Annotated in this window: 27 protein-coding genes and 2 pseudogenes; 13 read left to right on the top strand and 16 right to left on the bottom strand. The window is 66.6% G+C overall.

Features of this window, described 5'->3' with window-relative positions; genetic code table 11:
• Positions 1-21: 21 nt before the first annotated feature.
• On the bottom strand, positions 22-873 hold the full coding sequence (locus ACLQ3C_RS01025; RefSeq protein ID WP_425702614.1) for a 3-hydroxybutyryl-CoA dehydrogenase: 852 nt from the start codon (positions 871-873) through the stop codon (positions 22-24).
• A 135-nt stretch (positions 874-1008) separates the two neighbouring features.
• Between ACLQ3C_RS01025 and ACLQ3C_RS01020 the strand changes: the two genes are divergently transcribed.
• Complete coding sequence (locus tag ACLQ3C_RS01020) at positions 1009-1800, top strand: hydroxymethylpyrimidine/phosphomethylpyrimidine kinase (protein WP_425702612.1); 792 nt, start codon at positions 1009-1011, stop codon at positions 1798-1800.
• Between the two features lie 38 nt (positions 1801-1838).
• Here the strand turns inward: ACLQ3C_RS01020 and ACLQ3C_RS01015 are convergent, their stop codons facing one another.
• Complete coding sequence (locus ACLQ3C_RS01015; protein ID WP_425702610.1) at positions 1839-2897, bottom strand: YihY/virulence factor BrkB family protein; 1059 nt, start codon at positions 2895-2897, stop codon at positions 1839-1841.
• 188 nt (positions 2898-3085) lie between these two features.
• Between ACLQ3C_RS01015 and ACLQ3C_RS01010 the strand changes: the two genes are divergently transcribed.
• Entirely contained in the window at positions 3086-3412 is a 327-nt protein-coding gene (locus ACLQ3C_RS01010) for an ArsR/SmtB family transcription factor (RefSeq protein ID WP_425702924.1), read from the top strand.
• Between the two features lie 3 nt (positions 3413-3415).
• Positions 3416-3901: an SRPBCC family protein gene (locus ACLQ3C_RS01005; protein WP_425702608.1), complete on the top strand. Its 486-nt coding sequence runs from the start codon at positions 3416-3418 to the stop codon at positions 3899-3901.
• Here ACLQ3C_RS01005 and ACLQ3C_RS01000 read toward each other — a convergent pair whose 3' ends face one another.
• The 4 genes and pseudogenes from ACLQ3C_RS01000 to ACLQ3C_RS00985 form a co-directional block, all read right to left on the bottom strand.
• Complete coding sequence (locus ACLQ3C_RS01000; protein ID WP_425702607.1) at positions 3902-4567, bottom strand: phosphoribosyltransferase; 666 nt, start codon at positions 4565-4567, stop codon at positions 3902-3904.
• Between the two features lie 10 nt (positions 4568-4577).
• Complete coding sequence (locus ACLQ3C_RS00995) at positions 4578-5024, bottom strand: hemerythrin domain-containing protein (RefSeq protein WP_425702923.1); 447 nt, start codon at positions 5022-5024, stop codon at positions 4578-4580.
• A gap of 171 nt (positions 5025-5195) precedes the next feature.
• Positions 5196-5801, bottom strand: a complete 606-nt coding sequence (locus ACLQ3C_RS00990) for an LGFP repeat-containing protein (RefSeq protein ID WP_425702606.1) — start codon at positions 5799-5801, stop codon at positions 5196-5198.
• Positions 5802-6016: 215 nt separating this feature from the next.
• Positions 6017-6963, bottom strand: a pseudogene (locus ACLQ3C_RS00985) (dihydrodipicolinate reductase); the annotation flags it as partial.
• Positions 6964-6977: 14 nt separating this feature from the next.
• On the opposite strand from ACLQ3C_RS00985, the pseudogene ACLQ3C_RS00980 reads away from it, so the two are divergent.
• Positions 6978-7274, top strand: a pseudogene (locus tag ACLQ3C_RS00980) (TetR/AcrR family transcriptional regulator); the annotation flags it as partial.
• Positions 7275-7312: 38 nt separating this feature from the next.
• On the opposite strand, the gene ACLQ3C_RS00975 reads toward ACLQ3C_RS00980, so the two are convergent.
• Complete coding sequence (locus tag ACLQ3C_RS00975; protein ID WP_425702604.1) at positions 7313-7921, bottom strand: QsdR family transcriptional regulator; 609 nt, start codon at positions 7919-7921, stop codon at positions 7313-7315.
• 78 nt (positions 7922-7999) lie between these two features.
• Here ACLQ3C_RS00975 and ACLQ3C_RS00970 point away from each other — a divergent pair, with 78 nt between their 5' ends.
• From ACLQ3C_RS00970 to ACLQ3C_RS00960, 3 genes are all read left to right on the top strand, one after another.
• Positions 8000-9298 (top strand): serine hydrolase domain-containing protein, encoded by a 1299-nt coding sequence (locus ACLQ3C_RS00970; RefSeq protein WP_425702603.1) that lies wholly within the window; start codon positions 8000-8002, stop codon positions 9296-9298.
• 15 nt (positions 9299-9313) lie between these two features.
• Positions 9314-10957: a hypothetical protein gene (locus tag ACLQ3C_RS00965; RefSeq protein ID WP_425702601.1), complete on the top strand. Its 1644-nt coding sequence runs from the start codon at positions 9314-9316 to the stop codon at positions 10955-10957.
• A 61-nt stretch (positions 10958-11018) separates the two neighbouring features.
• Complete coding sequence (locus tag ACLQ3C_RS00960) at positions 11019-12032, top strand: hypothetical protein (protein WP_425702599.1); 1014 nt, start codon at positions 11019-11021, stop codon at positions 12030-12032.
• A gap of 24 nt (positions 12033-12056) precedes the next feature.
• On the opposite strand, the gene ilvD is transcribed toward ACLQ3C_RS00960, so the two are convergent.
• The gene (gene ilvD / locus ACLQ3C_RS00955) at positions 12057-13772 is read right to left on the bottom strand and encodes a dihydroxy-acid dehydratase (RefSeq protein WP_425702598.1); all 1716 of its coding nucleotides are present in this window, start codon (positions 13770-13772) and stop codon (positions 12057-12059) included.
• 101 nt (positions 13773-13873) lie between these two features.
• Here ilvD and ACLQ3C_RS00950 point away from each other — a divergent pair, with 101 nt between their 5' ends.
• Positions 13874-14644, top strand: a complete 771-nt coding sequence (locus tag ACLQ3C_RS00950) for an alpha/beta fold hydrolase (RefSeq protein WP_425702596.1) — start codon at positions 13874-13876, stop codon at positions 14642-14644.
• A 90-nt stretch (positions 14645-14734) separates the two neighbouring features.
• Here the strand turns inward: ACLQ3C_RS00950 and ACLQ3C_RS00945 are convergent, their stop codons facing one another.
• Positions 14735-15271 (bottom strand): hypothetical protein, encoded by a 537-nt coding sequence (locus tag ACLQ3C_RS00945; protein WP_425702595.1) that lies wholly within the window; start codon positions 15269-15271, stop codon positions 14735-14737.
• Positions 15272-15457: 186 nt separating this feature from the next.
• Positions 15458-16387 carry an NADP-dependent oxidoreductase gene (locus ACLQ3C_RS00940; RefSeq protein WP_425702593.1) on the bottom strand — a complete coding sequence of 310 codons (930 nt, stop codon included), beginning with the start codon at positions 16385-16387 and terminating at the stop codon, positions 15458-15460.
• 85 nt (positions 16388-16472) lie between these two features.
• Here ACLQ3C_RS00940 and ACLQ3C_RS00935 point away from each other — a divergent pair, with 85 nt between their 5' ends.
• Both ACLQ3C_RS00935 and ACLQ3C_RS00930 read left to right on the top strand, forming a co-directional pair.
• Positions 16473-17072, top strand: coding sequence for a TetR/AcrR family transcriptional regulator (locus ACLQ3C_RS00935; RefSeq protein ID WP_425702592.1), 600 nt, complete (start codon positions 16473-16475; stop codon positions 17070-17072).
• A gap of 379 nt (positions 17073-17451) precedes the next feature.
• Positions 17452-17889: a VOC family protein gene (locus tag ACLQ3C_RS00930; protein ID WP_425702590.1), complete on the top strand. Its 438-nt coding sequence runs from the start codon at positions 17452-17454 to the stop codon at positions 17887-17889.
• Between the two features lie 205 nt (positions 17890-18094).
• Here ACLQ3C_RS00930 and ACLQ3C_RS00925 read toward each other — a convergent pair whose 3' ends face one another.
• Positions 18095-19075, bottom strand: a complete 981-nt coding sequence (locus ACLQ3C_RS00925) for a zinc-binding dehydrogenase (RefSeq protein ID WP_425702588.1) — start codon at positions 19073-19075, stop codon at positions 18095-18097.
• A gap of 11 nt (positions 19076-19086) precedes the next feature.
• The gene (locus tag ACLQ3C_RS00920; RefSeq protein WP_425702587.1) at positions 19087-19605 is read right to left on the bottom strand and encodes a nuclear transport factor 2 family protein; all 519 of its coding nucleotides are present in this window, start codon (positions 19603-19605) and stop codon (positions 19087-19089) included.
• Positions 19606-19676: 71 nt separating this feature from the next.
• Here ACLQ3C_RS00920 and ACLQ3C_RS00915 point away from each other — a divergent pair, with 71 nt between their 5' ends.
• A complete protein-coding gene (locus ACLQ3C_RS00915) occupies positions 19677-20483 on the top strand; it encodes a LysR family transcriptional regulator (protein ID WP_425702585.1) in 807 nt (268 codons plus the stop codon).
• A 167-nt stretch (positions 20484-20650) separates the two neighbouring features.
• Here ACLQ3C_RS00915 and ACLQ3C_RS00910 read toward each other — a convergent pair whose 3' ends face one another.
• The 3 genes from ACLQ3C_RS00910 to ACLQ3C_RS00900 all read right to left on the bottom strand — a co-directional run bounded on the left by ACLQ3C_RS00910 (position 20651) and on the right by ACLQ3C_RS00900 (position 23476).
• Positions 20651-21049 carry a type II toxin-antitoxin system VapC family toxin gene (locus tag ACLQ3C_RS00910; protein ID WP_425702583.1) on the bottom strand — a complete coding sequence of 133 codons (399 nt, stop codon included), beginning with the start codon at positions 21047-21049 and terminating at the stop codon, positions 20651-20653.
• A complete protein-coding gene (locus ACLQ3C_RS00905) occupies positions 21046-21279 on the bottom strand; it encodes a type II toxin-antitoxin system Phd/YefM family antitoxin (protein ID WP_425702581.1) in 234 nt (77 codons plus the stop codon). Before ACLQ3C_RS00905 ends, ACLQ3C_RS00910 begins: the two co-directional genes overlap by 4 nt.
• A 73-nt stretch (positions 21280-21352) precedes the next feature.
• Positions 21353-23476 carry a heavy metal translocating P-type ATPase gene (locus tag ACLQ3C_RS00900; protein WP_425702580.1) on the bottom strand — a complete coding sequence of 708 codons (2124 nt, stop codon included), beginning with the start codon at positions 23474-23476 and terminating at the stop codon, positions 21353-21355.
• A 251-nt stretch (positions 23477-23727) separates the two neighbouring features.
• Here ACLQ3C_RS00900 and ACLQ3C_RS00895 point away from each other — a divergent pair, with 251 nt between their 5' ends.
• Positions 23728-24630, top strand: coding sequence for an NADP-dependent oxidoreductase (locus ACLQ3C_RS00895; protein ID WP_425702579.1), 903 nt, complete (start codon positions 23728-23730; stop codon positions 24628-24630).
• A gap of 102 nt (positions 24631-24732) precedes the next feature.
• Positions 24733-25659, top strand: a complete 927-nt coding sequence (locus tag ACLQ3C_RS00890) for an MBL fold metallo-hydrolase (RefSeq protein WP_425702577.1) — start codon at positions 24733-24735, stop codon at positions 25657-25659.
• A gap of 68 nt (positions 25660-25727) precedes the next feature.
• On the opposite strand, the gene ACLQ3C_RS00885 is transcribed toward ACLQ3C_RS00890, so the two are convergent.
• A complete protein-coding gene (locus ACLQ3C_RS00885) occupies positions 25728-26249 on the bottom strand; it encodes an OsmC family protein (protein WP_425702575.1) in 522 nt (173 codons plus the stop codon).
• Positions 26250-26335: the final 86 nt, after the last annotated feature.

Genomic DNA, 26335 nt, shown 5'->3' with positions numbered 1-26335 from the left:
ATCAGCGCTCGGCTGCTCGGGTCAGCTCTTGTACTCGTAGAAGCCCTTGCCGCTCTTCTTGCCGAGGTAACCGGCTTCGACCATGCGCGCCAGCAGCGGCGGCGGTGCCAGGTGCGGCTCGCGGAATTCCTGGTACAGCGATTCGGAGACATCGTGCACCACGTCGAGACCGACGGTGTCACACAGTGTGAGCGGGCCCATCGGGTGGGCACAGCCGTTGATCATGCCCGTATCGATGTCTTCCTTTGTGGCATAACCACTCTCGTACATGCGGATGGCGCTCACGAGGTAGGGGACCAGCAGGGCGTTGACGACGAACCCGCCGCGGTCACCGGCCGCGATCGTGCGCTTGCCGAGGTGATCACGAGCGTAGGCGGTGACCGTCTCGATCGCCTGGGGCGAGCTGGCAAGACTCGAGATGATCTCGACGAGCGGCATCACCGGCACCGGGTTGAAGAAGTGGACACCGACGACGCGCGACGGATCGGCGACGTCCCGGGCGACCCGGATGATCGGGATCGACGAGGTGTTGGTGGCCAGGATCGCCTTGGGGTCGGTGACCTTGTCGAGTTCGGCGAAGAAGCCGACCTTGAGTGACTCGACCTCGGGGAGTGCCTCGATCACCAGTTCGCGATCGCCGAAATCTCCGACCGTGGTCGTCAGGGTAAGGCGGGACAGCGCCTGTGCGGCGTCGTCCTCGGAGAGCTTGCCCTTGCTGACCCCCCGTCCGATGGACTTCTCGATCCGGGTGCGCGCGGCGTCGGCGGCGCTCTGGTCACGTTCGAGCACCAGGACATCATCGCCGGCACGGATCGCGACCTCGGCGATGCCCGCACCCATGGTGCCGCCGCCGACCACTCCGAGCTGTGTCATGAAAACCCTCCACGTAGGCAGTAGTGAACCGACGCCAAGCGTAGTGCCAGGCGCGGGGCACGTCGCAGCCGGATGCCGCCTTCCTGGCATGGTGGAAGGCGTAGCAGATCGCGATCAAGCAGAGGAGAAACGCTCATGGCCACGGTGTCCTACGTCATCGCCGGTTCCGAGGCCACCGGGGGAGCCGGACTGCAGGCCGATCTGCGGACCTTCGCCCAATTGGGTACCTACGGCGTCGGCACCGTCACCTGCATCGTCTCGTTCGATCCGAAAGCCGGATGGGGACACCGGTTCGTCCCGATCGCGTCACCCGTCATCGCCGACCAGATCGAGGCCGCCACCGTCGCCCACGAACCCGAGGTCGTCAAGATCGGGATGCTCGGCACACCGGAGACCATCACCACCGTCGCCGACGCATTGCGCGCCCGGCCGTGGCGGCATGTCGTCGTCGATCCGGTGCTGATCTGCAAAGGACAAGAGCCGGGTGCCGCTCTCGACACCGACAACGCGCTGCGCGAACACATCCTGCCGTTGGCCACCGTCGTCACCCCCAACCTGTTCGAGGCGGCGACGCTGGCCGGGATGGACGAACTGACCAGCGTCGACGACCTCTCCGAGGCAGCCCGCCGGATCGCCGACCAGGGGCCGCAGGTGGTCATCGTCAAGGGTGGGGTCGGGCTCGCCGGCGACGACGCCGTCGACGTGGTCTTCGACGGCTCGGGGGTCACCGTGCTGCGCGCGCCGAAGGTCGGCCAGGAGCGCGTTTCCGGTGCGGGGTGTGTCTTCGCTGCGGCGACCACGGCCGAATTGGCCAAGGGTGCGAGCGTGCTCGATGCCGTCGGTACCGCCAAAGCGTTCACCCATGCCGGGATCGAGAACCGGATCGCCTCCGCGGCGCCGTTCGACGCGGTGTATCCCCGTCCTTGATCTCGCCACGCACGGCGCACCACGGTCTCGTCGGCCGGTCACTCCGGCGGCGGATCCTTCGAGTCCTTTGAGCTGCCCGAGTCCTTTGAGCTGCCCGGGTCCTTTGAGCTGCCCGGGTCCTTCGAGCTGCCCGGGTCCTTCGGGCGCTTGTCGAAGCTGACGTGGATCTCCTCGAACCCCTTGTGTCGCTGGGCTTTCGCCTGAGCAGAGTAGGCGGCCTTGTCGCCGCGGGTGAGGACGACGTTGTCGGTGAACGGGGTGAGCATCGAGCGTGGATAGAGCCGATCGACGCGAACGGCGTTGGCCTCCAGGCAGAACACGACCAGAATGGCCGCGACATAGAGAAAGGCCAGCAAGCCCAGCACGACGGCGAACACCCCGGTGGTGGCACTCGCGTTCGCGATGACGTGCTGGACGTAGATGCTGCCGAAGCTCTGCAGTGCCTGCCAGCCGATGGCGGCGGCCGCGGCGCCGGGGAGGACGTCAGCGACACCGAGTGTGCGTACCGTACCGATGCGGAAGGCCACCACGAACACCGCGGCCGTGAGAAGTACCGCGCCCGCGATCGAGAGCCATCGGCCCGTCGTACCGAGGTCCACGGCCGCGATTGCGCCGTTGACCACGGTCAGCGCGATGATCGCGGTTCCCACAGTCGAGAGCAGCATCAGGCCGCGCACCCGCACCCGGATCGGGTCGGGCCGGTCGTTGCGGGGCACCGCCCACACCACATTCATCGCATTCTGAGTCGCGACCGCGACGCCGAGACCACCGTAGAGCGCACCGACGATCCCGATGACCACTGCAACCGTCCCGCCGCTGAGCTCGCCGGGGCGGCCCAGTTCGGATCCGAGCACCGGGATCTGCGACATCGCCGAATCGACGATCCGCTCCCGTAGTCCGGGATTGTCGCGGAGCACGAATTCCAGGACCGTCGTCAATAGCAGGAGCAGCGGGAACAGCGAGATGAACGCGTAGTAGGCGATGAGGGCGGCGAGGTACCCGCCTTGGTCGTCGAAGAACTTGTAGGCGACCGCGAGGGGATAACCACTGAGGGGGTGGCGGCGCTGGAATCGGTCGACGCGCGCACTGAGCGACATCACGGCCACCTTTCTCCGACACCTCGGGTCCGTTCGGGAACCTTCCACGACGATCATCACCGACCGGACGGTGATGTCGCCGAATCACGAGTCCGCCACGGCGTGTCCAGCGGCCTTGACAACATACAACCAATTGGTTGTATATTCAGGAGGTGGCCGGATCCGACGACGAGGACAGCGCAGATGCGATGTTCCATGCGTTGTCCGACCGGACCCGCCGCGACATCATGCGACGCGTCCTGTCGGGGGAGCACTCGGTCTCCGCACTCGCGGCGCACTACGACATGAGCTTCGCCGCGGTGCAAAAGCATGTCGCCGTACTCGAGCGGGCCGGCCTGCTGAACAAACGCCGTCACGGTCGTGAGCAACTGGCCACCGGCGACGTCACCGCGGTACGCGCGGTCACTGCGATGCTCGCCGAACTCGAACAGCTCTGGCGGGGCCGAATCGCCCGTATCGACGAGCTCCTCGCCACCGAACCCACACCAAGAGATCACCGAAATCAGGAGGATTGACCCATGCCCGTCATCGACGTCACACACGATATCGACGCCCGCACCCTCACCATCACCGCCGAGTTCGCCGCACCGCGGGCACGGGTGTGGCAGATTTACGCCGATCCGCGGCAGCTCGAACGCATTTGGGGCCCGCCCAGCCATCCGGCCACGTTTGTCGACCACGACTTCACTCCTGGTGGCCGGGTCACCTATTTCATGACCGGTCCCGACGGACAGAAGTTCTCCGGCTACTGGATCATCGATTCCATCGACGAGCCGCGTGGCTTCGCCTTTCGCGACGGCTTCGCCGATGACGACTTCAACCCGGTGGAATCCCTGCCGGTATCGGTCAACGAGTACACCTTCGCCGAAAAGGACGCCGGCACCGTCGCCACCTATCTGAGCAGATACGACTCCGCTGAGGCGTTGGAGAAGGTTCTCGAGATGGGCGTCGTCGAAGGAGCGTCGGGCGCAATCGATCAGATCGACGTCTTCCTCGCCGGGTAGTCACGGATTACCCGCGGGCGGATACCACCCGGCGAGTATCGACTGCACTTCTCGGTCGGTCAGTTGCGTGAAATCGTCATAGGCGCCGCCGACACCGCGGAACGGGTGTGGGGTGACGGGGCAGATCACCGAGTCCGCGTCGGGGAAGTCTGTCGCGACCTCTCCGGGGCCGACCGGCACCGCAACGATCAGTGTGGCCGCGCCCAACCGCCGCAGGGTGCTCAGCGCCGCACGCATCGTGGCCCCGGTGGCGACGCCATCGTCGACGACGACAACGGTCTTACCTGCCACCGCGAGCGCTGGCCGACCCTCTCGGTAGGCTCCTTCGCGGCGCGCGAGTTCGGTTGTCTCCCTGGCAATCACCGCCTCCAACTCATGCGGCGAGGTATGCGTGTGGGCGATGATATCGTCGTTCATCACGACCGTGCCGTCGGCGGCGATGGCTCCCGCGGCCAGTTCGGGTTGGCCGGGCACGCCGAGCTTTCGGACGAGGAAGATGTCGAACGGAAACCCGAGCGCTTCGGCCACGGCCACACCGACCGGAATCCCACCGCGGGGGAGGGCCAAGACGACCACATCGTTGCGCCCCGACAGATGAGACAAGTGCCCACTCAACCGGCGACCGGCGTCGGTGCGGTCGCGGTACGGGCGATCCGGTGGGCTCATCAGCCGCCATTCAGGTGTGAAGCATCGTCTCGCCGGGGTGTGCGCGCTGCCATGCAGCGATCGCCGAATCCCACTGGTCGCCGTCCAGGGTGGTCACCGACGCCGGAAAGAGTGCATCCTCCTCTTTGGCGATGTGGTGATGCAGATCGAACACCGCTTCCCGAAATGCTTCTTGCACCGGCGTCAGCGAGAGATCCATCGACTGCAGGAAGTCGTCGAGTTCGCGATGCTCGGCGATCAGCGGATCGATATGGTCGGCGAAGATCTCATCGGTGCTGAGCAACTCGGCGAACAGACCGTCCTCTTCGCCCTGCCAATGCGAGCGCAGCTCGCGGCGCAGCCGCGCTGCCAACTCCCGCGCTCGCGCGAGGTCGCCGGCGTCCAATGCCCGGACGGCGTCTCCGCCGAGGTTGACCGCGCGCTCATGTTCGGCGGTGTAGTCGCGGAGCAGCGGCATCTCCCGGCATCCGCAGTACTGGCACACGTCGGATCTCCTTGCCTGTGGGGTTTCGCAGCCGTCGACCACATCCGCACCACACCGTACTCCGCACGAGACGGCAAGACCGGCCCCTTGGCGCGGGCCCCGATGCCCCGGTCCGGGCCGGGACATCGGGCCCGCGGCGGGAGACTATGACGCCGGGACGACTGTCCCGTTGACCGTTACCTCGACCTTGTCGGTCGCGGAATCCCAGGTGATCTTGCCGTGCTCGAAGGTGGAGGTCTTCACGGTGCCCGCCTCGGTCTCATCGCTCGTCGCGGTACCGAGGGGTCCCTGTGAGCCGCCCTTGCCGTTTGGTGCCGGCTGGCCGGATGCGTCGCGCGGAAGGTTCCACGCGTCACGGATCTTGCCCCAGGTGATGTACGCCGGGGCGTCGGCGTTCTTGGCCGTGATGACTCCGCCGTCGAACTGCTGGAACACCACGCCGTTGGGACTGGTGCCCGACGCTTCGGCGCCCGTCTTGGGCTTGCCGAGGTCCGTCTTCTGCTTCTCGGTCGCCGAGTTGTACTTCGCCGCAATGGGTCCGGTCAGGGTGACCGGCGTGCCGTCGGCGGCCGTCAGACTCACCGATTGTCCCTGCGCGCCCGCACTGTTGGAAGCGGGACTCTCGGCCATCGTCGCCGACGACGACGATGATGCCGACGAATCGTTGTTGTCGTCGCTACAACCGGCTGCGGTGAACACCGCAACGGAGATTGCGGCAACGCCCACCGCCAGTCGCATGGTCTGCTTCATGATTTCCCTTCGGTTCTCACTGTTTCTCGGCCAAGCGGACAGGCCATCGATGGCCCGTCCGCGACGCTAACCAAGTTGTCATGATGAATCCAGGATTTGCGGGTCACGGTGCTATTTCGTGTCCTGCACGAAGAGTCGCCGTAGCCGGCCCGAAACGCCGCAGGGTACGGCGGCGGCGCCGATCAGTTGATGTGGGCGCCCGCAGACCGTGCAGCTCAGATGCGGAAGCGGCCGGCGAACCCGCGCAGGGGAAGGTCGGCGCTGGTGACGATGCCGGGAGCGGCGGCGACGACCGATGTGATGGCGTTGAGGGCGGGCAGGCCGGTGACGGTCATGCCGATGGAGGCGAAGTTCTCCGGATTCGACAAGTCGAAGCCCTTCCGCGGAAAGATCATGTGTTTGCTGTAGATGTCGGGGTCGGCGGTGACCTGGGTGATGTAGCAGCCCTTGATGTTCCACGCAGGATCGGTGTGCGGGGTCATCTGCCATTCGAGGCGGGACTCCACGCGCGCGACCCCGTCCACCATGCCCTGATATCTGATGTAACTCGCACCCAAGGAGCCCTTGGACATGAAGTACCAGCCGAGGTCGATGTCCTTGGTGCAGGCGCCGAGGTCGTAGCTGAATTTCACCTCGTCGAGTTCCAGGTCGAAGGCGTCGGCCATGAGGTAGACCGAGTCGGCGAAGACGGCGGTGTATTTGTAGAGCGAATCGGGGATGGTCGGATCGTCGATCGGCCGGCCATAGCCGACGGCATTCCAGGTCTCCACGGAGTGATGACAGGAGACGTCGACGGATTCGGTGACCGTGACGTTCTCGATGTCGGCGACGTCGGCGGTGTGCACGATGGCGAGGATCTGGCACAGTCCCGGATTCGTTCCGGTGCCGTAGAAGGTGGAATTGCCACGCTCGCATGCCGCTTCGATGACCTCGCTGACCTTGCGCGCGAGGGATGGGCGTGGTTGCGGTCGCGGTGGAAGCCGGTGATCCAGTCGGCGGTGGTCACCATGTCGATACCGGCTTCGAGCACTCTTTCGTAGAGCTCCTCGTCGGGGAACACGCCGTGGAAGGTGAGGACGTCGGGGTGGGCGGCGATGATCTCCTCGATGGTCCCGGTGGCGATCACGCCGACCCGCGCGGTGCCGACGATCTCGCCTGCGTCGCTTACGTCGATCCGAGTCGCTCGCCATCGAGACCCTGCGCGCGGCGCTGCCCCGCGACCATGCCGAACTCGAACGCGACTACCCGCTCACCGCCGCGGAGCTGTCCTCATGGAAATCGCACTGGGACAAAGCATGCCAGCGTTCGTTTGCGGACCTCGAACTCGACCCGGTCAAGGTCCGCCGGGTGGCGGCGCTGATCCCGGCCGCCATGCGCGGGATCACCTCCGAGCGCGTGCTCGGCACCTACGGTGACCTCGACGACGCCATCGAGGGACTCAACGGCAGCATGGTCGCCTACCTCGAGGGCTGAACCGGGCTCGGACCGCTCGCGCCGGCGCCGCACCGACCTCACTCCCGCAGCAACAGCGAGATCACGACCCGCGCGGTTTCCGGATTGGGGTTGAGCTCCGGGTCGCCATCATTGTGGAGATACCGTTCGCCGACGGTGACGATTCCATCGGCAAGCACACCGGCCGGCGCCGGTGGGCGGTAACCACCCTCGCGGACCTCGGCCGCGATCAGTTCTTCGATACGACCGACCAATCGTGGCCGGATCGGACCGGTCGGCGCAGTAAGTATGCGGACGGCCCGGGCGCCGTCGTCGCGCAGCAAGGCCCGGAGCGGGTCAGCGGCGGCCACCGCCTCGAGGAACCAGGTGACACCCGCGTGAATCCGCGCGACACCTGAGCCCCCCGCCTGGTCGGCGGCTGCGTCGAGGAGCCGATCGAGTTCCACCCACAGCACGTCGGCCAGCAGGTTGTCGCGATCACCGGTCCAGCGGTAGAGCGTCGCACGCGAGACACCGAGATCACGTGCCAGCGCACCCATGTCCAATCGCCGGCCCGAGAGAAAGGCGTGTCGCGCCGCCTCGAATGCATCTACCGGGGTGGACCGCGCCGGCAGCTGGTCGCGACTTGTCGATTGCCGATACGCGAGAGACTCACCCGTCTTGCCCATGGGCAAGATCCTAGCCGCTCCGATGAGACATTTCTGCAATTTGCAACGCGATACGACACTGTTGGTTATTGTCTCATCATGCTCGCGACGCCACACCGGATCAGACCCGCAATCGCGTCGATTCTCACCGCTGTGGCCTGCACGATCGCGGTGTTCGTGCTGCCGGTCCCCGCTCCGGCCGCCGCCGCCCCGGGAAGCACCACACCGACGCAGTGTCCGACCACCACCTCCGGCGCCGATCAGCAACGCGTCGAGCCGGCCAGGGTCGCACTGGATCCGGTCGCCGTTCGGGACGCAATTGCCTACGCCGAGAGCCACATGCGTGCGACCGTGCGGGTGTACCGCAACAACTGCCTCGTCGGTACAGGTCGATCGAACACCGCGACTTCTGGCGCGCAAATGCCGGTATTCAGCGCGACCAAGAGTGTTGTCTCCATACTCACCGGGATCGCGGCGGACCACGGTGCATTGCGACTCGACGACGCGATCGGTCGCTACCTTCCGACAGGACGTGATTGGGGCGATGCGGCACACCGCGCCATCACGGTACGACAATTGCTGACCCAGACGTCGGGTTTGCAGTCGGCCGAGATCGCCGAGGTGGCGTCGGTGGGAAACGATCCCGACATCGCGCAAGAAGCACTCGCCCAGCCGCTCGTTGCCCGACCCGGCACGTACTTCTCCTACAGTCAGCGCGGCCCCGATCTGCTGGCCTTCGTGGTGCAACGAGCCGTGGGTACCGATCTGCAGGCATTCGCCGATCGATATCTGTTCGCGCCGTTGGGGATTGCGCACGCCAACTACACCTGGCTGCGAGACCGCACCGGACACACCTACGGCTATGCGCACCTGTTCCTGCAGCCCGGGTCGTTCGCCAAACTGGGGCTGTTGATGCTGAATGAGGGCACATGGGCTGGGCGCCAGATCGTTTCGCCGTCTTACGCCGGACGAGTCAGCATTCCGTCGGCCGCAAACGGATGCTACGGCCTGTTGTTCTGGACCAATCGCGGCACCCGGTGCACCGCCGGGGAGATGCCGTATCGCCAGACGATCGACCACCGCATGATCCTCTCTGCACCACCGGACCTGTATGCGATCGACGGCGCCGCCCATCAGGACGACTTCATGATCCCCAGCCTGCGCATCGCCGTGATGTGGATGGGCGTCGCCGGCGACGCGAACTCATACGGCACCAACAATCCGGCCGCCAGCGATCTCTTCCACAACTTCTTCCGCATCCTGCTGCACGGAGTGCGCGATACACCCTGGCACGATCCCGGCCCGTACCAGGCTCCACCCACCGGCGTACCGGCATCGCCGGACGCCTACGCCGACCCGAACGTCCTGCTTCGCGACCTCGCGCCCAGCGCGCACTGAAGGAGATCTCACACAATGCCCCGCTCATACCGGCTGTTCGCCTTCGGAACCATCTGCACACTCCTGATGTTGGTCGGTCTGCAACTGATGCCCGCTCACGCACGCGCAGATCAGCCCGGTGCCGCCGGACCGGCTTCGGCCGGCCCCGTCGCGCCGGTCGCAGGTCTCTCCGCTGCACAGTTCCGTGACGGGCGCGTGGAACGCCACGGGTCGACACTATCGTTGCAGGGCAAGCCGTTTCGTTTTGCAGGCGCAAATATCGAATGGCTGGGGCTCAAGAACTACGGTCCGGAGCCGTCGGCTTCCATTCCCGCCGGTAGCGAGGCGTACCCATCGGAGTACGAGGTCGACGACGCCTTCGCGACCGCCCGCGACATGGGCGCCACCGTGGTGCGGTCGCAAACACTCGGTGACACCATCGGTTGCCCGGACTGCATCGAGCCGGCACTGGGGAAGTTCAACCCCAACGCCTTCGCGCAGATGGACAAGGTCGTGGCCGCCGCCCGGCGGCATGGCCTGAAACTCCTCGGCGAGTTCGACGGGGATGCGAATGCGCGCCCGGCCTTTCCCGGGGCCCGTAACGTCTCCAGTCACTCGTGGTATTGCCAGTGGCGCAATCGTTCCGACTGCGGGCAGGCATTCTTCACCGATCCCCGCATCATCTCTGACTACATCAACCACATGCGGACGGTACTCGAGCATGTCAACCCGCTGACCGGGCTGGCCTACAAGGACGACCCGACGTTCGTCGGCTGGGTGGACGGCAACAATCTCGCCCTGCTCGACGGAGTCGGTCTGCCTGCGGTCGAAGGGTGGCTGGGCCAGGTGTCGAAAGCGTTCCACACCACCAGTCCGCGCCAGTTGTTCGTCAACATCAGCCTCGGTGGCGGTGACGCCTTTGTGACTCCGGCGGCACTGAACATCCCCGGGATCGACATCTATGCCCTGGAGTACTACCCGCACTGGTTTCCGCTGGTTTCCGGCGGCAACCGGATCGATGGTGCCGCGCCGTTCCTGCATCAGGAGGCCGCACAGGTCGCGGCGGCCGGCAAGGCCTTCGCGGTCATCGAATTCGGCTGGGACCGTACCGATTTCGCAACACCGGCCGCACTGAGTGACTTCCTGGCGGGGTTGCGAGCCGACCCCCACATCGTCGGCGACAACTACTGGGCGCTGCTCTCGCATGCCGATGGCGGTGGCTGGCAACCCGTTCCGGCCAATTCTCGATGCAACCCTACCTGCGAATGGGGCGAGGACGGCAACTGGTGGGCGCTGTACTACACCGGACGCAACACCATCACCAACTCGGCCCCCGACATGGCTGCCCGAGCGCAATTACTCCGCACCCACGCATTCGCCGTCGCGGGGTATCGGCCGCCACCGCCCCATCAGCGGGTGCCGGCGCCCCGCATCATCTCCACCGCCGACGGGCACGTCCGATTCGAGGGCTCCGCCGGGTCACCGCGCTACACCATCGAGCGCCGCGACGCCGGCGGGACATGGCATACCGTCTGTGCACACTGCGTCACCGACGACGACAACGGCTGGATCGACCCCGCACCCGGCGTGCTCGCCTGCTATCGGGTCATCGGCGTCAACCTCGACGGCGTCCCCGGCCCCGCGTCTGCGCCCGCCGGACCGGGATGTCGCCGCCCCTGACACCCGCCCGACCACGGGTGATAGCGTTGCGCTCCGTCGAGGACGATGACGGGGGAACCTGATGACCTATCCGCCACCCGATGGCCGATCCGAGCACAATTCGCCGCCGGACTGTCCTCGGCAGGATCATGCCCAGGACGGCTATCCCCAGCAGGGATACCCACAACAGGGCCGGCAGCCGATGGCCGCTCAGCCGCAGCCCGCCTGGGACGCGGGCGTGCCGACGGATCCGATCGGCCTGTCCTCGGGCGGCAGCGGCGGCGGCAGCGGCAAAGCGCTCGCTGTCATCGGGATCGTCGCAATCCTGCTGATCGGTGCGGTCGTCGCGGTCGGTGTCGTCACCTATCGGCAGGTCAACTCGCATCAGCACGGTTCGCCGGTCGCCGACAGTTCGCCGGCGGGCCCGTCTTCGTTGGCCCCGCCTTCCTCGGCGACACCGCCGGCATCGCAATCGGGGTCGGGAACCACCGCACCGGAACGAACACAGTGCCCCACCGCCACACCCGCCTCGAACACGCCCGCCGGATGGCACACCGTGGCGGGCAAACGCGGCCTGTCCTACGATGTCCCGGCGAATTGGAAGGTAGCCAGCTGCGGAACGCTGGTCGGCTGGGAAAAGCGCTGCGACAGCGGACCTTTCGGTTACTGTCCAATCCGCACGATGAGCGGTGCCGCGAGCCTGGAGACCGCGCAGTGCCGCAACGACTCCGTGGGTGTTTCGGGCTTGCCCGGTGCATCCGACACCACCGATATCAATGAGGCCGTGCAATCCGAGGCGTCGCTGGTCGCCGACATCTACACCTCCGAATCCGGGCATGTTCCGCAGGTGCAACTCGGTGCGTCCCAGCGGCTGACGGTGGGCGGCGCGCCGGCGGTGCAAGTGATCGCCACGGTCACCGACATCGAGCCGTCGGCGTGCGTCGGGCCGACGGCGATCCACAGCATGGTTGCCACCACGGTCCCGGGGCAGCCAGGGTGCGTCCTGTTCGTGATCTCACTGCCACAAGGCGTTCCGGGCGCCGCCGATCCCGCTGACGTCAGTCAGATGGTGTCCACGCTGCGGCGGGCCGGCTGACCACCGCCGACCGGCCCCGGCGCCCTACTCACACACCGCGCCGCGCGATGCCGACGTGACGAGCTTGGCGTATTTCGCCAGCACGCCGCGGGTGTAGCGCGGAGGGAGCGGGGCGAACGACTCGGCGCGTGCAGACAGTTCGTCCTCATCGACAAGGACGTCCAACGTCGCGGAGCCGACGTCGAGCCGGATGCGATCGCCGTCTCGAACCAGCGCGATCGGGCCGCCGTCGACGGCCTCGGGAGCGACGTGCCCGACGCAGAGCCCGGTGGTACCGCCGGAGAAACGCCCGTCGGTCAGTAGCAGCACGTCCTTGCCGAGGCCGGCTCCCTTGATGGCGCCGGTGATGGCCAGCATCTCCCGCATTCCCGGACCGCCCTTGGGGCCTTCGTAACGGATCACGACGACGTCACCGGCGGTGATCGTGCCGTCCTCGAGCGCGTCCATCGCCGCTCGCTCACGATCGAAGACCCGGGCCACCCCTTCGAAGACGTCGGAGTCGAATCCTGCCGACTTCACCACCGCGCCGCCCGGGGCCAGCGATCCGGAGAGGATGGTGATGCCGCCGGTGGGATGAATGGGAGAATCGAGGGCCCGCAACACTTTTCCGTCAGGATCCGGCGGCGCAATGTGCGCAAGGTTTTCGGCCATCGTCGCACCGGTGACGGTCAGGCAGTCGCCGTGCATCAACCCGGCGTCGAGCAACGCCTTCATCACCACCGGCAGCCCCCCGATCCGATCGACATCGGTCATCACATGCTTCCCGAACGGCTTCACATCGGCCAGATGCGGTACACGCGAGCCGATCCGGGAGAAGTCATCGAGAGACAACTCGACCTGCGCCTCATATGCGATGGCAAGTAGATGCAGCACGGCGTTGGTCGACCCGCCCAGCGCCATCACGACTGCGATCGCGTTCTCGAAGGCGTCGCGGGTCATGATGTCGCGGGCGGTGATGCCCCGCCGCAGGAGTCCGACGACCGCCTCGCCGCTCTGCCGGGCATACAGATCACGGCGCCGGTCCGGGGCGGGCGGGGCGGCGCTGCCGGGCAGCGACATACCCAGCGCCTCCGCGACGGCGGCCATCGTGTTGGCGGTGTACATGCCACCGCAGGCACCCTCGCCGGGACAGATGGCGCGTTCGATGGTGTCGACGTCGGCACGGCTCATCAGTCCACGTGAGCATGCGCCGACCGCCTCGAATGCATCGATGATGGTCACCTGTTGCTCGGTCCCGTCGGAGAGCTTGGCATAGCCCGGCAGTGTCGACCCGGCGTAGAGGAACACGTTGGCGAGGTCGAGCCTGGCCGCCGCCATCAGCATGCCCGGCAGGGATTTGTCACACCCGGCCAGCAGTACCGAGCCGTCGAGCCGTTCGGCCGACATCACCGTTTCTACGCTGTCGGCGATCACCTCCCGTGACACCAAGGAGAAATGCATGCCCTCGTGTCCCATCGAGATGCCGTCGGAGACCGAGATCGTGCCGAACTCAAGGGGATACCCGCCCGCGGCGAAGACACCCTCCTTCACCGCTTTGGCCAGCCGATCGAGGGACAGATTGCAGGGCGTGATCTCGTTCCACGACGACCCGACGCCGATCTGGGGTTTGACCCAGTCCTCGTCGCCCATTCCCACGGCCCGAAGCATGCCGCGAGCCGCGGTGCGTTCGAGCCCGTCGGTGACGTCGCGACTACGGGGCTTGATATCCACATTCGGCGCAGAGTCGTTGTCAGAGGTCATATTCGCCACCCTAGAGGCGGATGTGGGGCACGCGCGCAGCAACCGCGAATTGCCGCAGACAAGCGGGGTATCGGGCCACCGCGGCGGGTAGCGTCAACGCAATGCAGTCTGCCTTGCGTGAGTACACGACCATCGGCCATCCCGAACCGCAAACCCGTGTCTGGCATGAGGTCTACGGTGACGGACCTCCGGTCGTCCTGCTGCATGGTGCCTTCGCGGGCGCATCCTCCTGGGGTGGTCAGATCCCCGCTCTGGTCGATGGCGGCCGCCGGGTGTACTGCCCGGAGCGCCATGGCCACGGGCACAGCTCCGACGTCACCGCCGAATTCCACTACGCAGACATGGCGACCGAGACGATCGCCTACCTCGACGAGATCGTCGGTGGGCCGAGTGCGGTCGTCGGCTGGAGCGACGGTGCCGTGGTCGGCGCCCTCGTCGCACTGCAACGGCCAGATCTGGTGCGCCATCTGGTTCTGATCGGCCAGTACTTCAACAGTTCGGGGCGCGCGGCGGGCGGCATCCTGGACGCACTCGGCGCCCGCGATGACGAGCTGATGTCGTTCCTTGCCGCCGAATATGCTGCCGAGTCGCCGGACGGCACCGACCATTTCCCGATCATCGTCGACAAGACCATGGCAATGATCGGCGCCGAACCCGAGATCGATCTCGGTGATCTGTCCGCGATCGCCTGTCCCACTCTGGTGATGCAGGGCGACCGGGACGAGGTGACACTTCGCCACAGCCGTGACGTGGTCGCCGCCATCGGCGACGCCCGGCTGTGCGTCATCCCCGGTACGCACCTCATCCCGATCGAGGCAGCGCAAGCGGTGAACAGTGTGATCCTGCAGTTCTTGCGAGCCGGCCTCTCGTGAACTCTGGTTCCTCGTGTTCACCGGATCCGTGATCACCAGGATCGGCGCGACTGCGGTACGAAGCGCTTGTCGCACACCCCATCCCGACCGTCAGGCGCCGACGATCACCGCGTGCGGTGCCAGGTAGCCGAAGTACTCCGGCGCCGCCGGAATGAGCCCGGTCCAGCCCGGGACCCGGCCCCACACCACCACGAGTGTGCTACCCGCACCGGTGGGCAGAGTTGCCGTTCGGTCGACTCTGGTACCGAGCACCGGGTCCGGCTCGGTCACCCGATTCGGTAGTCCCGTGACACCGCTGCGGCCGTTGGCGACGTTGACCCAGGCAATCTGCAGTCGTGACGGTTCGTCGAGCCACCGCTGAATGACGGTGACATCGTGCCGACCCGTGTCGACGACCGCGTCTACGGTGCCACCGGGGAATCCACGTCCCGGATTGGCGATGTTGACCGGGTGTGCGCCCGCAACACGCTGTGCCGAGTTTGCGGCCGCGGCGACCTCGGGGGGCGTCCCCGCCCTGATCAGGGTTGACACCGGATCGACAGGCGCGCCGGGCGCTGCCGACGCCGTCGCCGGCAGTAGCGCAATGGCGGTCGCGGCAATGGCTGCACCGAGCACGGTGCGAATCATGTTGAGTCTCATCATCACCCGTTCATCGAAGGGACCTGGTCGGTGGTCGGACGCGGAGTCACCCATGCACTGGCAGCGAACGAACGTCCTGTCCGCTACGTCGTTCGCCGGACCCAACTCGTTACCCCGACGAATGATCGGAGTGGTGTGCCGAACTCGGTCATCCCCGCCATCCCGGTCGGCGGCTCAGAGGGTGACCACGATCTTTCCGTGGACGTGGCCGTCGGCTTGCGATGCCACCGCCTCACGGATCCGTTCGACCGGAAAGGCTGCGGCGATGGGCACGCTGATCGCACCGGCGACAAGAGCGTCGGTGAGCTGTGCCATGCCGTCGCGTGGTGCGTCCGAACCTCCCGCCGTGCGCACGCCACCAGGAGGACTGACACCGGCCGCGATGGTGCAGATACGCGTGGGGGAGACGCCCAGCTCGAGTGCGGTCTCCGCGGTCTCGGTTCCGAAGAGGTCGGTGGCTGCACTCACGCCGTCTGCGGCGAGGCGGCGCACCCGCTCGGCCAGTCCGGGGCCATAGGCGACGGGATCGGCACCCAACTGCCGCAGGAAGTCGAATGTGGCCTCCGACGATGTCCCGATCACGCGAGCGCCGGCGAGCCGCGCCAGCTGAACCGCGAAGATGCCCACCCCGCCTGCCGCACCGCCGATGAGCACGGTGTCGTCGCGGTGCAGATCGATCGCGGCCAACGCGGCAATGGCGGTCATCCCCGCCACCGGAAGCGTGGCTGCGACTTCGTCACCAATCGTGTCGGGTGTGTGCCACAGCGATCGCGTTGTACCGTCCGACACGTCGACGACAACGAAATCGGCTACCGCCCTTGCCAATGCCCCACCGAAGACGCGATCGCCGACGACATATTCGGTGACGCCTGCGCCGACCTCGTCGACGACCCCGGCGAAGTCGTATCCGAAGCCCGACGGCACCGTGACGCCGAACATGACCGCCAGCTCGGGCGACTCGGAGATCTTCCAGTCCATCGGATTCAGGCCGGCAACCGTCACGCGCACGCACACCTCGCCGGGCCCCGCGTGCGGCCGAGGAACCTCCCTCAGCTCCAGAACTTCCGGTCCGCCGAAAGTCTCGTAGACGACAGCTCTGCTCATGGGTTCCTGCTCTCCGGGAAGTGATGGGACTTGGTCCTGTCAACGTACACCCGATTACGGGACCAAGTCCCGTAACATTCAGCGCATGGCCCGCTGGCAACCGGATGCACCGCAGCGTCTCGCCGTCGCTGCGCTCGAGTTGTTCGAGAAGCAGGGCTACGACGACACGACGGTCATCGAGATCGCCCAGCGAGCGGGACTCACCAAGAGCACATTCTTTCGGCACTGTCTCGACAAGCGCGAGGTCCTCTTCGGTGACGGCGCCCTGACCGCCCTGGTCGTCGACGGCATTGCCGAGGCACCGAGCGACGCGACACCGTTTGAGGCGGTCGCGCACGCGATGGATCTACTCGGCACGACGATCTTCACCGGCGATCGCCTGGACTTCGTCGTCCGGCGTTCGGCGGTGATCGATGCCAGCCCCCGACTCCGGGAACGCGAAGCCCTCAAAGGGCTCGCGGTCACCGCGGCGATGGCCGACACGCTCGAGCGTCGGGGCGTATCGCTCGTTGCCGCGCGGGTGGGAGCCGAATGCGGTTCGCTGGCCCTGGAACTCGCCTTCGAGCGGTGGAGCGAAGCCGGCGGCGTTGAGCCGTTCGGTGCGCTCGCGCGCCACGCACTTGCCGAGGTACAGTCGGCCGCCTCCCTCCTGTGCGACGACAGCCGCAACACTGAAAGTCCTTGAACGCCGGCAAAGCTGCTGCTCCGGATTCCGATGCCGGTCACGATCCGATATCCGGTGACCGACGTGTTCCGAGGCCAAGAAGCGACGAGGTTTACCCCTGCCCACAACGGGCTACCGCACAAGCACGCTGTGATCGGCGCCCGGGAGCCGTCACAGTCAGACCTTTGGCGGTTGATGCCACAGCCCCAGAGGTCGCCCCTCATCCTGGTTACCGTCACCACACCTTCGGTCGCCCAACCGATGATCCCGTTCTCGTGGATCTCACGGGCCAAACAGGCGATCTGCCGATGGAATCGGCAGGCGTCAGCGCTCGCGAATCTGCCGGGTTCGCGCCACCGGGTCACCGGTATCAGCGCGGAGCTTGTCTAGCATCGAACACGTGGCCATCAAACTGGAGAACGTCGGCATCGCCGTACGCGACCTCGAAGCAACCATCGCGTTCTTCACCGATCTCGGGCTCACCGTCATGGGCCGTGACACGGTCAGCGGCGAATGGACCGACGTCGCGGTCGGCCTCGACGGCAACCACGCGAAAATTGCGATGCTCCAGACACCAGACGGTCACGGTCGTCTGGAACTCTTCGAGTACATCCATCCGGAAGCGATCGACACGGCGCCCACTCGACCCAACGAGATCGGGACGCACCGCGTGGCATTCTCCGTCGACGACATCGACGCCGCGCTCGAGATCGCCGCGCGGCATGGGTGTCATCCGCTCCGCGGCGTCGCGACCTACGCGGACATCTACAAGCTCACCTACCTCCGTGGGCCCAGCGGCATCCTCGTGATGCTCGCCGAGGAGCTGAAGAAGGGCTGACGGCCTGCGTCGATGAAAGTTCATGCGCCACAACGTTGCCGGTCCAGACGCTGGCATACGCGCACAATGGCATCGAGTTCATTCTCATCGCTCCGACTGACTTCAGAGCGCGATCATGTCGCGCGCATCGGTGGCTTGAAGTCGTCGAGTTCGGGACGACAGTCTGAACGCACCGGCTGCCCACGGCGAGCAGAAGCGACGCAGGTCACCGGCAGTCGAGCACGACCTTGCCGAACGCCTGACCGCTACGCGCCCGCTCGAATGCGGCATGAATGTCGACCAGGCGGAATACCGAATCGATCGGCACCCGAACGTCGGGGCGGACGCACAAGGCTGCCAGCCTGACCAGTTCGGCAGGTGATCCCATCGCCGACCCCAGGATCGACAATGATCGGGTGAACACGCGCGGCATATCGATCACCGGGGCGGCTCCCGCGGCGGCACCGACGAGGATCAGCCGGCCGCCCGGACGCAGCCAGCGGATGGCATGCGCCACCGTCGCACCGCCGACGCAGTCGATGACTGCGTCGACCTCTCCGGGCAGAGACTCGTCGAGGGTGTAGGCGGCATCGGCGTCGAGCTCGTCGACCGCCCGGGCGCCGCGGGCGGGGCTGCGGGCGACAACCCACACGCGGGCGCCACCTGCGCGCGCGAGAACAGTTGCCGCAGTGGCGACTCCGCCGCCGGCGCCGTACACCACCACAGTTTCTCCCGGGCGCAATTGCGCACGCGTGAACACAGCTCGGTACGCGGTCAGCCATGCGGTACCGAGGCATGCGGCCGCCTCCCACGACAAGCCCGCCGGTTTGGGGACCAGGTTGGCCGCGGGGACGCGGACGGTCTCGGCGAAGGTGCCGTCGATTCCCTGCGACAACATCTGCAGGCCGGGATCGAGCATGGGGTCCTCGACGAGCCGCTTCGGGTCGGTCAGGATCGGATAGATGATGACGTCGTTTCCGTCGGCGTCGATTCCCGCGCCGTCGGAACCCAGGATCGTCGGCAGCCCGGCGGCGTCGAAACCATGCCCGGCCATGGTGGCGAGGTCGCTGGCGTTGAGGGTGGCCGCTCGCATTCGCACGGTGGCCCAGTCGGTGGGCGCGTCGGCCACCGGCGCGCTGCCGAGGGCCACCGCGCGGGCCGGATCGGGTCCGGGCGCGGTGAGGCGCGCCCCGAACACTCCGGTCACGGGGCGCTCGGTCACGGGGTGGGAAAGGCGTAGGGCAGGTCGTGTTCGATGACCAGGTGGGCGATCGTCCAGGTCGCTCCCGATAGAACCAATTCGGCGTGGGCGTAACCGGATTCGATCGGGACGATCGACCCCTGGGCGCCTACGGTGCCGGCCGGCCACCCGTCGTCAGGCTGCGGCAGTCCACGGACCGCGTAGACGAGGAACTGTGCATCGAATCGTCCGTGGCCGGCGTCGACGTCGATGATCGGATTGAGGAGCGTGTGATGGCTCCACCCCAACGGCGGATGCGGCGCCATACCGGACGTGACGGCGGCACCGATGGTGCCCGCGCCCGTCAGCTCGGCGAGCACCTCTGGGCGCTCACCACCGCGATAGTGGATGGCCACCGTCGCCGTGTCGGTGAACAGTGCCGCCATCGCCGCGGGATCGCGGCGGTCGGCCGCACGCACATAGCGGGCGAACACCTCCTCGATCAGCCGGTGATGATCGGGGATGGTATCCGGAACAAGAATGTCGGTTGCGGTCATGGCTACCAGTTCACTCGCCGAGCAACGAACAAGCCATGCACAATCGGGTCTGACGGCCATATCCTGGTGGTATGGATCGGATGGAACTGCGCGACCTCGAATACGTGCTCGCCGTCACCGAGGAGCGGTCGTTTACGCGCGCCGCGACACGCCTGGGAATCGCGCAGCCACCGCTGTCACGTGCCATCGCCCGGCTCGAACGGCGCCTCGCGGTGACGTTGTTCGACCGCACCAGCCGCGCGGTCACCCCGACCGCCGCCGGGCGTGCCCTGGCCACCGACGCCCGCGTCATCCTCGACGCCAGCCACGCTGCGGTGGATCGGGTGCGCGCCGCGAACGCCGACCGACCGCTGACCCTGGCCGTACGCCCGGCCACCGGTTCGGCGCTGCTCGACGAGCTCCTACACCGAGTGACGACACTTTCGCATCCGATTCCCGTACAAGTTCAACTGACCCGCACACCCACCGACGCGGTCCGCACGGGAACTGCCGACGTAGCCCTCGCCTGTCTGACGAATCTGCCCGGCGGGCTCGTCGCGGAGGAACTCAGGGAGCTATCGGCTGTCGCACTGGTGGCAAGTACGCATCCGCTCGGGGACCGCGAGACGCTGATGCTCCGCGAAGTCATCAGTACGCCAGGGTATTTGGCCGAGTGCCCGGATCTGGGTCTCGATGAGATCGTCGACCACATCCATTTACACCACGCCAGTGTGCTCGCCGCCCACGACATCGAGCCGCGTCTCGGCGGCCGAGTCCGCGCCGTTCCGGTGGTCGATGCGCCGGCGATCCACCTCGGCCTTGCACACCACCCCGGCCGGGTTCATCCGCGTATGCGTGAGCTACTCATCCAGGCCCGCCGCGCCGCCTATCCGACCTGACTGTGAGGATCGGCCCCGTTGCCGCGTCAGGGCCCGCGGGGTGCTGATCTCGGGTCTCAGGTCGATGCGACGCAATAGTTGCGTGTTGAGCGCGACGACCACGGCGGAGGCCGACATCAGGATCGCGCCGACGAAGACTGCGAACGGAGCAGACGGGCTCCGTCACCTCATCTCCGGATGTCGACGACCGGAGTGAGTGTCCCGTCGTGCATGGTCTTGTCACTCGTGGCGATGCTCAGCCCCCGACGGGTGGCTTGGGCAACGATCATGCGATCGAAGGGATCTCGGTGCGACCAATTGAGTAGTCCAGCCGTCACCGCATCAGCGGCCTCGATCGGGAGATCGGTGGCCGCCATCGTTGCCAGGGTGTCATTCCAGGCCGACAACAGCGGAGAAGCATCGAGACGCCCCAGATGGGTCTTGATGGCGACCTCCCAGCCAGACGCTGCCGAGACGAACAGGTCGTTGGCCGGATTCTCGAGAACGTCAAGGGCGGGGCGGGCATGCCGGCCGGGATCGTTGACCAGCCAGAGAAGCGCGTTCGTGTCGAGAAGTATGCCGGTCACGAATCCGACTCCCACGCGGCCAACTCGTCAGCGGGTAGGGGCGCATCGAAGTCATCCGGGATCGTCAGTCCTGGGAACTGACCGAACCGGCGCGTCGTGGGGACGACAGGCGACATCACAGCTACCGGCCGTCCGTGGTTGGTGATCGTGATCGTTTGGCCGGTCCGCTCGACCTCGGCGAGAAGAGCATTGAGCCGCATCTTGGCCTCGGTGCTGCTTACCGTTTTCATACGCCCAGAATACCGTGACGGTCTAGATCCACTAGTCCGATGAGTCCCGGCCACATCGGACCCGGCACCATGCTCAGTGAGGCACCCGCCGGCCACGCCGAGCAGAACGCGTTCTGGTCACGCTGTCGATGCTGTGTTGGGGTGTCAGATCGAGGCGGCGCAACAGTTGGGCGTTGAGCGCGACGACCACCGTGGACGCCGACATCAGGATCGCGCCGACGCTCATCGGCAGCACGAATCCGACGGGGGCGAGTACGCCGGCAGCGAGCGGTACCGAGACGAGGTTGTAACCCGCTGCCCACCAAAGGTTTTGCTTCATCTTTCGATAGGTGGCACGGGACAGTTCGATGACGGAGAGCACCGAGCGCGGATCCGACGAGGCGAGGATGACACCCGCGGACCCGATCGCGACATCGGTGCCGGCGCCTATGGCTATACCGACGTCGGCCTGCGCGAGGGCGGGGGCGTCGTTGACGCCGTCGCCGACCATGGCGACCGTGCGCCCCTCGTGCTGGAGTTCGGCGACTCGTGCCGCCTTGTCCGCGGGGCGGACTCCGGCGTAGACACGGTCGATGCCGAGGTCGGCGGCCACAGAATCCGCGACGGCTTGCGCGTCGCCGGTGATCATGGCCACCCGGGCGCCCAGATGGTGCAGGGCATCGACGGTTCGGCGGGATTCCGGCCGGACCTCGTCGGCAAGCGCGAGCGCACCGATGACCGCACCGTCGACGAGAACGTGCAGGATGATGGCTCCCTTGTCACGCCACCCGGCGGCGATCGGCAGTTCGGTGAGATCGTGTTCCTCGAGCAGGTGCGGGCCCCCGACGGCGACGATCCGGTCGGCGACGACGGCACTGACGCCGACGGCCGGGGAGGACGAAAAGTCTTGTGCCGGTGCGATGTCGAGTTCTTCGCTTCGGGCAGCTCGGACGATCGCCTTCGCGGGCGGATGTTCACTGTCGGATTCGGCGGCAGCTGCGGCGGCGAGCACGTGATCGCGGTCGTGGCCGGCGGCGGCGGCCACTGCGGTGACCGTCGGCTCACCCATGGTCAACGTTCCCGTCTTGTCGAAGAGCACGGCGTCCACGTTGCGCATCGATTCCAGGGCGAGTCGGTCCTTGACGAGGACACCGCCACGGGCGGCGCGTTCGGTGGCGATGGACACCACCAGCGGGATCGCGAGGCCCAGCGCGTGTGGGCACGCGATCACGAGGACCGTGATGGCACGGGTGACGGCGTCGTCGGGCATTCCGAGTGCGCTCCAGACGACGGCGGTGATGATCGCGGCGCCCAAGGCGAACCAGAACAGCCATCCCGCCGCGGTATCGGCGAGGCGTTGGGCCCGCGAGGTGGATGCCTGTGCATCGCCGACCAGACGCTGGATCCCGGCCAGCGCGGTGTCGTCACCGATCGCCGTCACGCGCACGCGCAGACCGGAATCGGTGGCGACGGTACCTGCCACGACCGCGTCACCCACTTCACGACGCACCGGCGCGGATTCGCCGGTGACCATCGATTCGTCGACGCTGGCCGCGCCGTCGACGACCGTGCCGTCGGCGGGAACCGATGCTCCGGGCCGGACGACGACGATGTCGCCGACGAGGAGTTCGCTCGGTGACACCGTGACGGTGTCGTCGCCGACGACCTTCTCGGCTTCGTCGGGGAGCAACGCGGCCAGTGACTCCAACGCCGACGAGGTCTGGGCCAGTGACCGCATCTCGATCCAGTGCCCGAGGAGCATGATCACCACGAGCAGAGCGAGTTCCCACCAGAAGTCCAGCTCATGGTCGAGCAGATGCAGCGTCGAACCCCATGACGCAACGAAGGCGACCGTGATCGCCAGCGCGATCAGCAGCATCATCCCCGGCTTGCGGGTGCGCAGTTCGTCGGCCGCGCCGCTCAGGAACGGCCGCCCACCCCACAGATACATCACCGTGCCGATCGCGGGGGAGATCCACCGCGCCCACCCGGTGTCGGGGACGGTGTAGCCGATGACATCGGCGAACATTCCGTCGAAGATCGTTGTCGGTATCGCCAATACCAGCATGATCCAGAACAGTCGGCGGAACTGGCCGACATGGTCGCCGTGGCCGGCATGCGAATCGTGATCGCCGTGGTGACCGTGCGGGCCGGCCGAGCCGTGGTCGTCGTGCGCGGAGTACCCGGTCGCGGCGGAGTGCTCGCGGTCCTTGTCCATGTCGCCGAATATACCCATCTGGGGTATTTCCGAGCGACGATCGACAACGTAGGGCAGTGCCCCCAACCGGATTGGGCTGTTAGCATCGCGGTCATCGGAGTAAAAATGCGTTCCTGCCTGCGGCCACCGAGTCGTTGGGGAGCGCACGCACACGCGGTATCGCCCGATCCGCCACTTCTTCTCGTGAAGGAGTTCGTCGTGCAACGTTCATATGCGTCCCATTCGGGACGTGCTCGTCGGGAGGTCATCCGATGAAGGCGGCGCGGTTCAGCCGATTCGGCGGACCCGACGTCCTCGAGATCGTCGACCTCCCTGCCCCGCATGCGGGACCCGGAGAGATCCGTATCAAGGTGCGCGCAGCAGGTGTCAATGCCAGTGACTGGAAGAAGCGGCAGGGACTGATGGATCAGGAGCTGCCGCAGACGTTGGGCTACGAGGCGGCCGGCGTCGTCGACGAGCTCGGGGCAGGGGTCTCCGGTGTGGCTCTGGGAGACCGGGTCTTCGGCGCCTCGGCCTACGGTGCCGCTCAAGCCGAGCTTTCCGTCTTGTCGTACTGGGCGAAAACGCCGGAGTCGCTTGCCGATACCGACGCCGCTGCCATCCCTGCGGCCGCCGAGACGGCCGCTCGGGCTCTCGACACCCTCGATGTGGCCTCGGGCACAACGTTGTTCATCAATGGCGCCTCGGGCAGCATCGGGAGTGCGGCCGTTCAGTTCGCCGTCGCCCGCGGTGTTCGCGTGATCGGTTCGGCCAGCCCTGTCACACATGAGCGCCTACGTTTCCTGGGAGCCGAGCCGGTGGCGTACGGCGATGGGATGAGTGCTCGCGTACACGCCCTGGCACCGACCGGAATCGCCCGAGCATTGGACGTCGCGGGAAATAGCGTCCTACCCGAACTGATCGAGTTCACCGGAAGCCCCGAGCGTGTGGTGACAATCGCAGACTTCGTCGGGGCTCGCGACAACGGCGTCCGTTTCAGCAGAGGCGACGACGGCCGCGCGACCTACGCATTCGCGCAGGCGGCGACCTTGGCATCCGAGGACCGCTTCTCGATTCCGGTGGGCGCCACCTTCGACCTGTCCGAGGTTGCCCAGGCCCACCGGGTCGGGGAATCCGGCGCGGTGCGCGGAAAGCTCGTGCTGACGGTGCAGTGACCGATGTCCACTTGGGAGAGCATCCGCGAGCACGTGAACCTCACGCGCCGAAACCTCGGCACACCAACGGTTTCGCCCTCCCACCACAAGGAAGTGTCACCGATGACAGATGCTGGCGTCGCACACCCGTCTCTGCTGACCTGTTGCCGGGCAGCCGCCGGTCTGCCGCTCGGCGTCATCCGTCCGCGACGACCCGACCGCCCGTTCTTGGCATCTTTGACCGACCACGGCATACCCGCCTCCGACACGACCGTCGAGGTGATCACGCTGCCCCAGCGAGAACGGCTGGTGCCGACTCCGGGGATCGCCGAGGGCGTGTGGCGACCCGCCCGCACCCCGAACCTGATCAACGCCTTCGTCGTCCGCCACCCAGAAGCAACTTTCCTCGTCGACCCGGGCGTCTGCATCGATGTCGTCGATCGTGCGGTCGCCGAGTTGCCGTGGGCTCTTCGGATCGCGGTGACGCCGCGACGCGACGTCATCGACATTCGACAGGCGCTCACCCTCGCCGGTATCGACGGCGCGGGTATCGACTTCACGTTGCCCACACACTTGCATTGGGATCACGTCGCCGGACTGCTCGACCTGCCCGGGCTGCCCGTGTGGCTTCATCGCCCCGAACACACCTGGATGATGAGCGGGCAACTCGCTCCGCAGGGCGGCGTACGCCGGGCACTGCGGGACAGGCCGGTGAGCCTATATGACCTCGACGGGCCGCCCGTTCTCACCTTTCCGCACAGTCTCGACCTGTTCGGCGATCAGTCGGTGATCCTGGTCGGCCTACCCGGTCACACCCCGGCGAGTATCGGAATTCTCGCGCAGACCGCCGCCGGCCCAACACTTCTCGCCGGCGATGCCGTGTGGAGCAGAGTCCAGATCGACCGATTCCGACAGAAGGCGTCGTACCCGGGGCTGCTCGCCGACGCCGAACGGGACACCGCCTGGCAGACGCTACATCGCCTCTACGCGATACGAGACCGCATCACCATCGCGCCCAGCCATGACAGAAGTCCCACGACGACAGTCTGATCGGCCGTACCAACTCAAAGCGCCGGCGCGGCAACAGGCATGCTCCGACGTCCTGGACGCGGTGCCGGTCAAGCGAGGTTGATCTGCACGGGTACCGCGTTGCCGATGGTGTGCCCGACCGGCGAGCTCTTGAGTACGTTCGCGTGCAGCGACTCCAGTTGCTCGCGCGGCGCATCCGAATCGACGGTGACCGTCGCGGTGATCGAGTCGAACCCGGCGTGGCCTTCGGCCAGTCCGAGGAAGACGTGCAGGTCGAGATCGCCTTTGAGGTCGACGCGCACGTCCCGAAGCTCGATCCCGGCGAGCGTGGCGTTCGCGGCATAGCCGACGGCCAGGCAGTTGCCCAGCGCTCCGAGGAGCTGTTCGACCGGATTCGGCGCGGTGTCGGCGCCGCCCAGGCCGGCCGGTTCGTCCGATGCCGACGGGGCGAACTTCCGTACCTTGGCCTCCGAGGCGAACGCACCCTTCCAGGTCACATGGGCCGCCCAGGTGGTCTTCGCGTTCCCCGGGTCGTCCTCGATCGACTGCACCAGACTTCCGACGGCGCCGATGTTGACATCGTTGAGCTGGCTGGTCGCGGTTTCGGTCATCGATTGGATCCTCTCGAGTCGTCGACCACACCGACGGTAGGTCGCGGCACCCGGGGATTCCTCGTTAAATCCGCACCGATTTCAAA

This window comes from Gordonia sp. DT30, from assembly GCF_049844915.1.
Classification (GTDB): domain Bacteria; phylum Actinomycetota; class Actinomycetes; order Mycobacteriales; family Mycobacteriaceae; genus Gordonia.
Note: the sequence above shows the minus strand (reverse complement) of the source record. Positions and strands in the feature narration are given on the sequence as shown.

What these genes read in the sequence shown, in the direction of transcription:
- ACLQ3C_RS01025 (WP_425702614.1), bottom strand. Translation starts at nt 873, where the DNA reads ATGACACAGCTCGGAGTGGTCGGCGGCGGCACCATGGGTGCGGGCATC.
- ACLQ3C_RS01020 (WP_425702612.1), top strand. Translation starts at nt 1,009, where the DNA reads ATGGCCACGGTGTCCTACGTCATCGCCGGTTCCGAGGCCACCGGGGGA.
- ACLQ3C_RS01015 (WP_425702610.1), bottom strand. Translation starts at nt 2,897, where the DNA reads ATGTCGCTCAGTGCGCGCGTCGACCGATTCCAGCGCCGCCACCCCCTC.
- ACLQ3C_RS01010 (WP_425702924.1), top strand. Translation starts at nt 3,086, where the DNA reads ATGTTCCATGCGTTGTCCGACCGGACCCGCCGCGACATCATGCGACGC.
- ACLQ3C_RS01005 (WP_425702608.1), top strand. Translation starts at nt 3,416, where the DNA reads ATGCCCGTCATCGACGTCACACACGATATCGACGCCCGCACCCTCACC.
- ACLQ3C_RS01000 (WP_425702607.1), bottom strand. Translation starts at nt 4,567, where the DNA reads ATGAGCCCACCGGATCGCCCGTACCGCGACCGCACCGACGCCGGTCGC.
- ACLQ3C_RS00995 (WP_425702923.1), bottom strand. Translation starts at nt 5,024, where the DNA reads ATGCCGCTGCTCCGCGACTACACCGCCGAACATGAGCGCGCGGTCAAC.
- ACLQ3C_RS00990 (WP_425702606.1), bottom strand. Translation starts at nt 5,801, where the DNA reads ATGAAGCAGACCATGCGACTGGCGGTGGGCGTTGCCGCAATCTCCGTT.
- ACLQ3C_RS00975 (WP_425702604.1), bottom strand. Translation starts at nt 7,921, where the DNA reads ATGGGCAAGACGGGTGAGTCTCTCGCGTATCGGCAATCGACAAGTCGC.
- ACLQ3C_RS00970 (WP_425702603.1), top strand. Translation starts at nt 8,000, where the DNA reads ATGCTCGCGACGCCACACCGGATCAGACCCGCAATCGCGTCGATTCTC.
- ACLQ3C_RS00965 (WP_425702601.1), top strand. Translation starts at nt 9,314, where the DNA reads ATGCCCCGCTCATACCGGCTGTTCGCCTTCGGAACCATCTGCACACTC.
- ACLQ3C_RS00960 (WP_425702599.1), top strand. Translation starts at nt 11,019, where the DNA reads ATGACCTATCCGCCACCCGATGGCCGATCCGAGCACAATTCGCCGCCG.
- ilvD (WP_425702598.1), bottom strand. Translation starts at nt 13,772, where the DNA reads ATGACCTCTGACAACGACTCTGCGCCGAATGTGGATATCAAGCCCCGT.
- ACLQ3C_RS00950 (WP_425702596.1), top strand. Translation starts at nt 13,874, where the DNA reads ATGCAGTCTGCCTTGCGTGAGTACACGACCATCGGCCATCCCGAACCG.
- ACLQ3C_RS00945 (WP_425702595.1), bottom strand. Translation starts at nt 15,271, where the DNA reads ATGATTCGCACCGTGCTCGGTGCAGCCATTGCCGCGACCGCCATTGCG.
- ACLQ3C_RS00940 (WP_425702593.1), bottom strand. Translation starts at nt 16,387, where the DNA reads ATGAGCAGAGCTGTCGTCTACGAGACTTTCGGCGGACCGGAAGTTCTG.
- ACLQ3C_RS00935 (WP_425702592.1), top strand. Translation starts at nt 16,473, where the DNA reads ATGGCCCGCTGGCAACCGGATGCACCGCAGCGTCTCGCCGTCGCTGCG.
- ACLQ3C_RS00920 (WP_425702587.1), bottom strand. Translation starts at nt 19,605, where the DNA reads ATGACCGCAACCGACATTCTTGTTCCGGATACCATCCCCGATCATCAC.
- ACLQ3C_RS00915 (WP_425702585.1), top strand. Translation starts at nt 19,677, where the DNA reads ATGGATCGGATGGAACTGCGCGACCTCGAATACGTGCTCGCCGTCACC.
- ACLQ3C_RS00905 (WP_425702581.1), bottom strand. Translation starts at nt 21,279, where the DNA reads ATGAAAACGGTAAGCAGCACCGAGGCCAAGATGCGGCTCAATGCTCTT.
- ACLQ3C_RS00900 (WP_425702580.1), bottom strand. Translation starts at nt 23,476, where the DNA reads ATGGACAAGGACCGCGAGCACTCCGCCGCGACCGGGTACTCCGCGCAC.
- ACLQ3C_RS00895 (WP_425702579.1), top strand. Translation starts at nt 23,728, where the DNA reads ATGAAGGCGGCGCGGTTCAGCCGATTCGGCGGACCCGACGTCCTCGAG.
- ACLQ3C_RS00890 (WP_425702577.1), top strand. Translation starts at nt 24,733, where the DNA reads ATGACAGATGCTGGCGTCGCACACCCGTCTCTGCTGACCTGTTGCCGG.
- ACLQ3C_RS00885 (WP_425702575.1), bottom strand. Translation starts at nt 26,249, where the DNA reads ATGACCGAAACCGCGACCAGCCAGCTCAACGATGTCAACATCGGCGCC.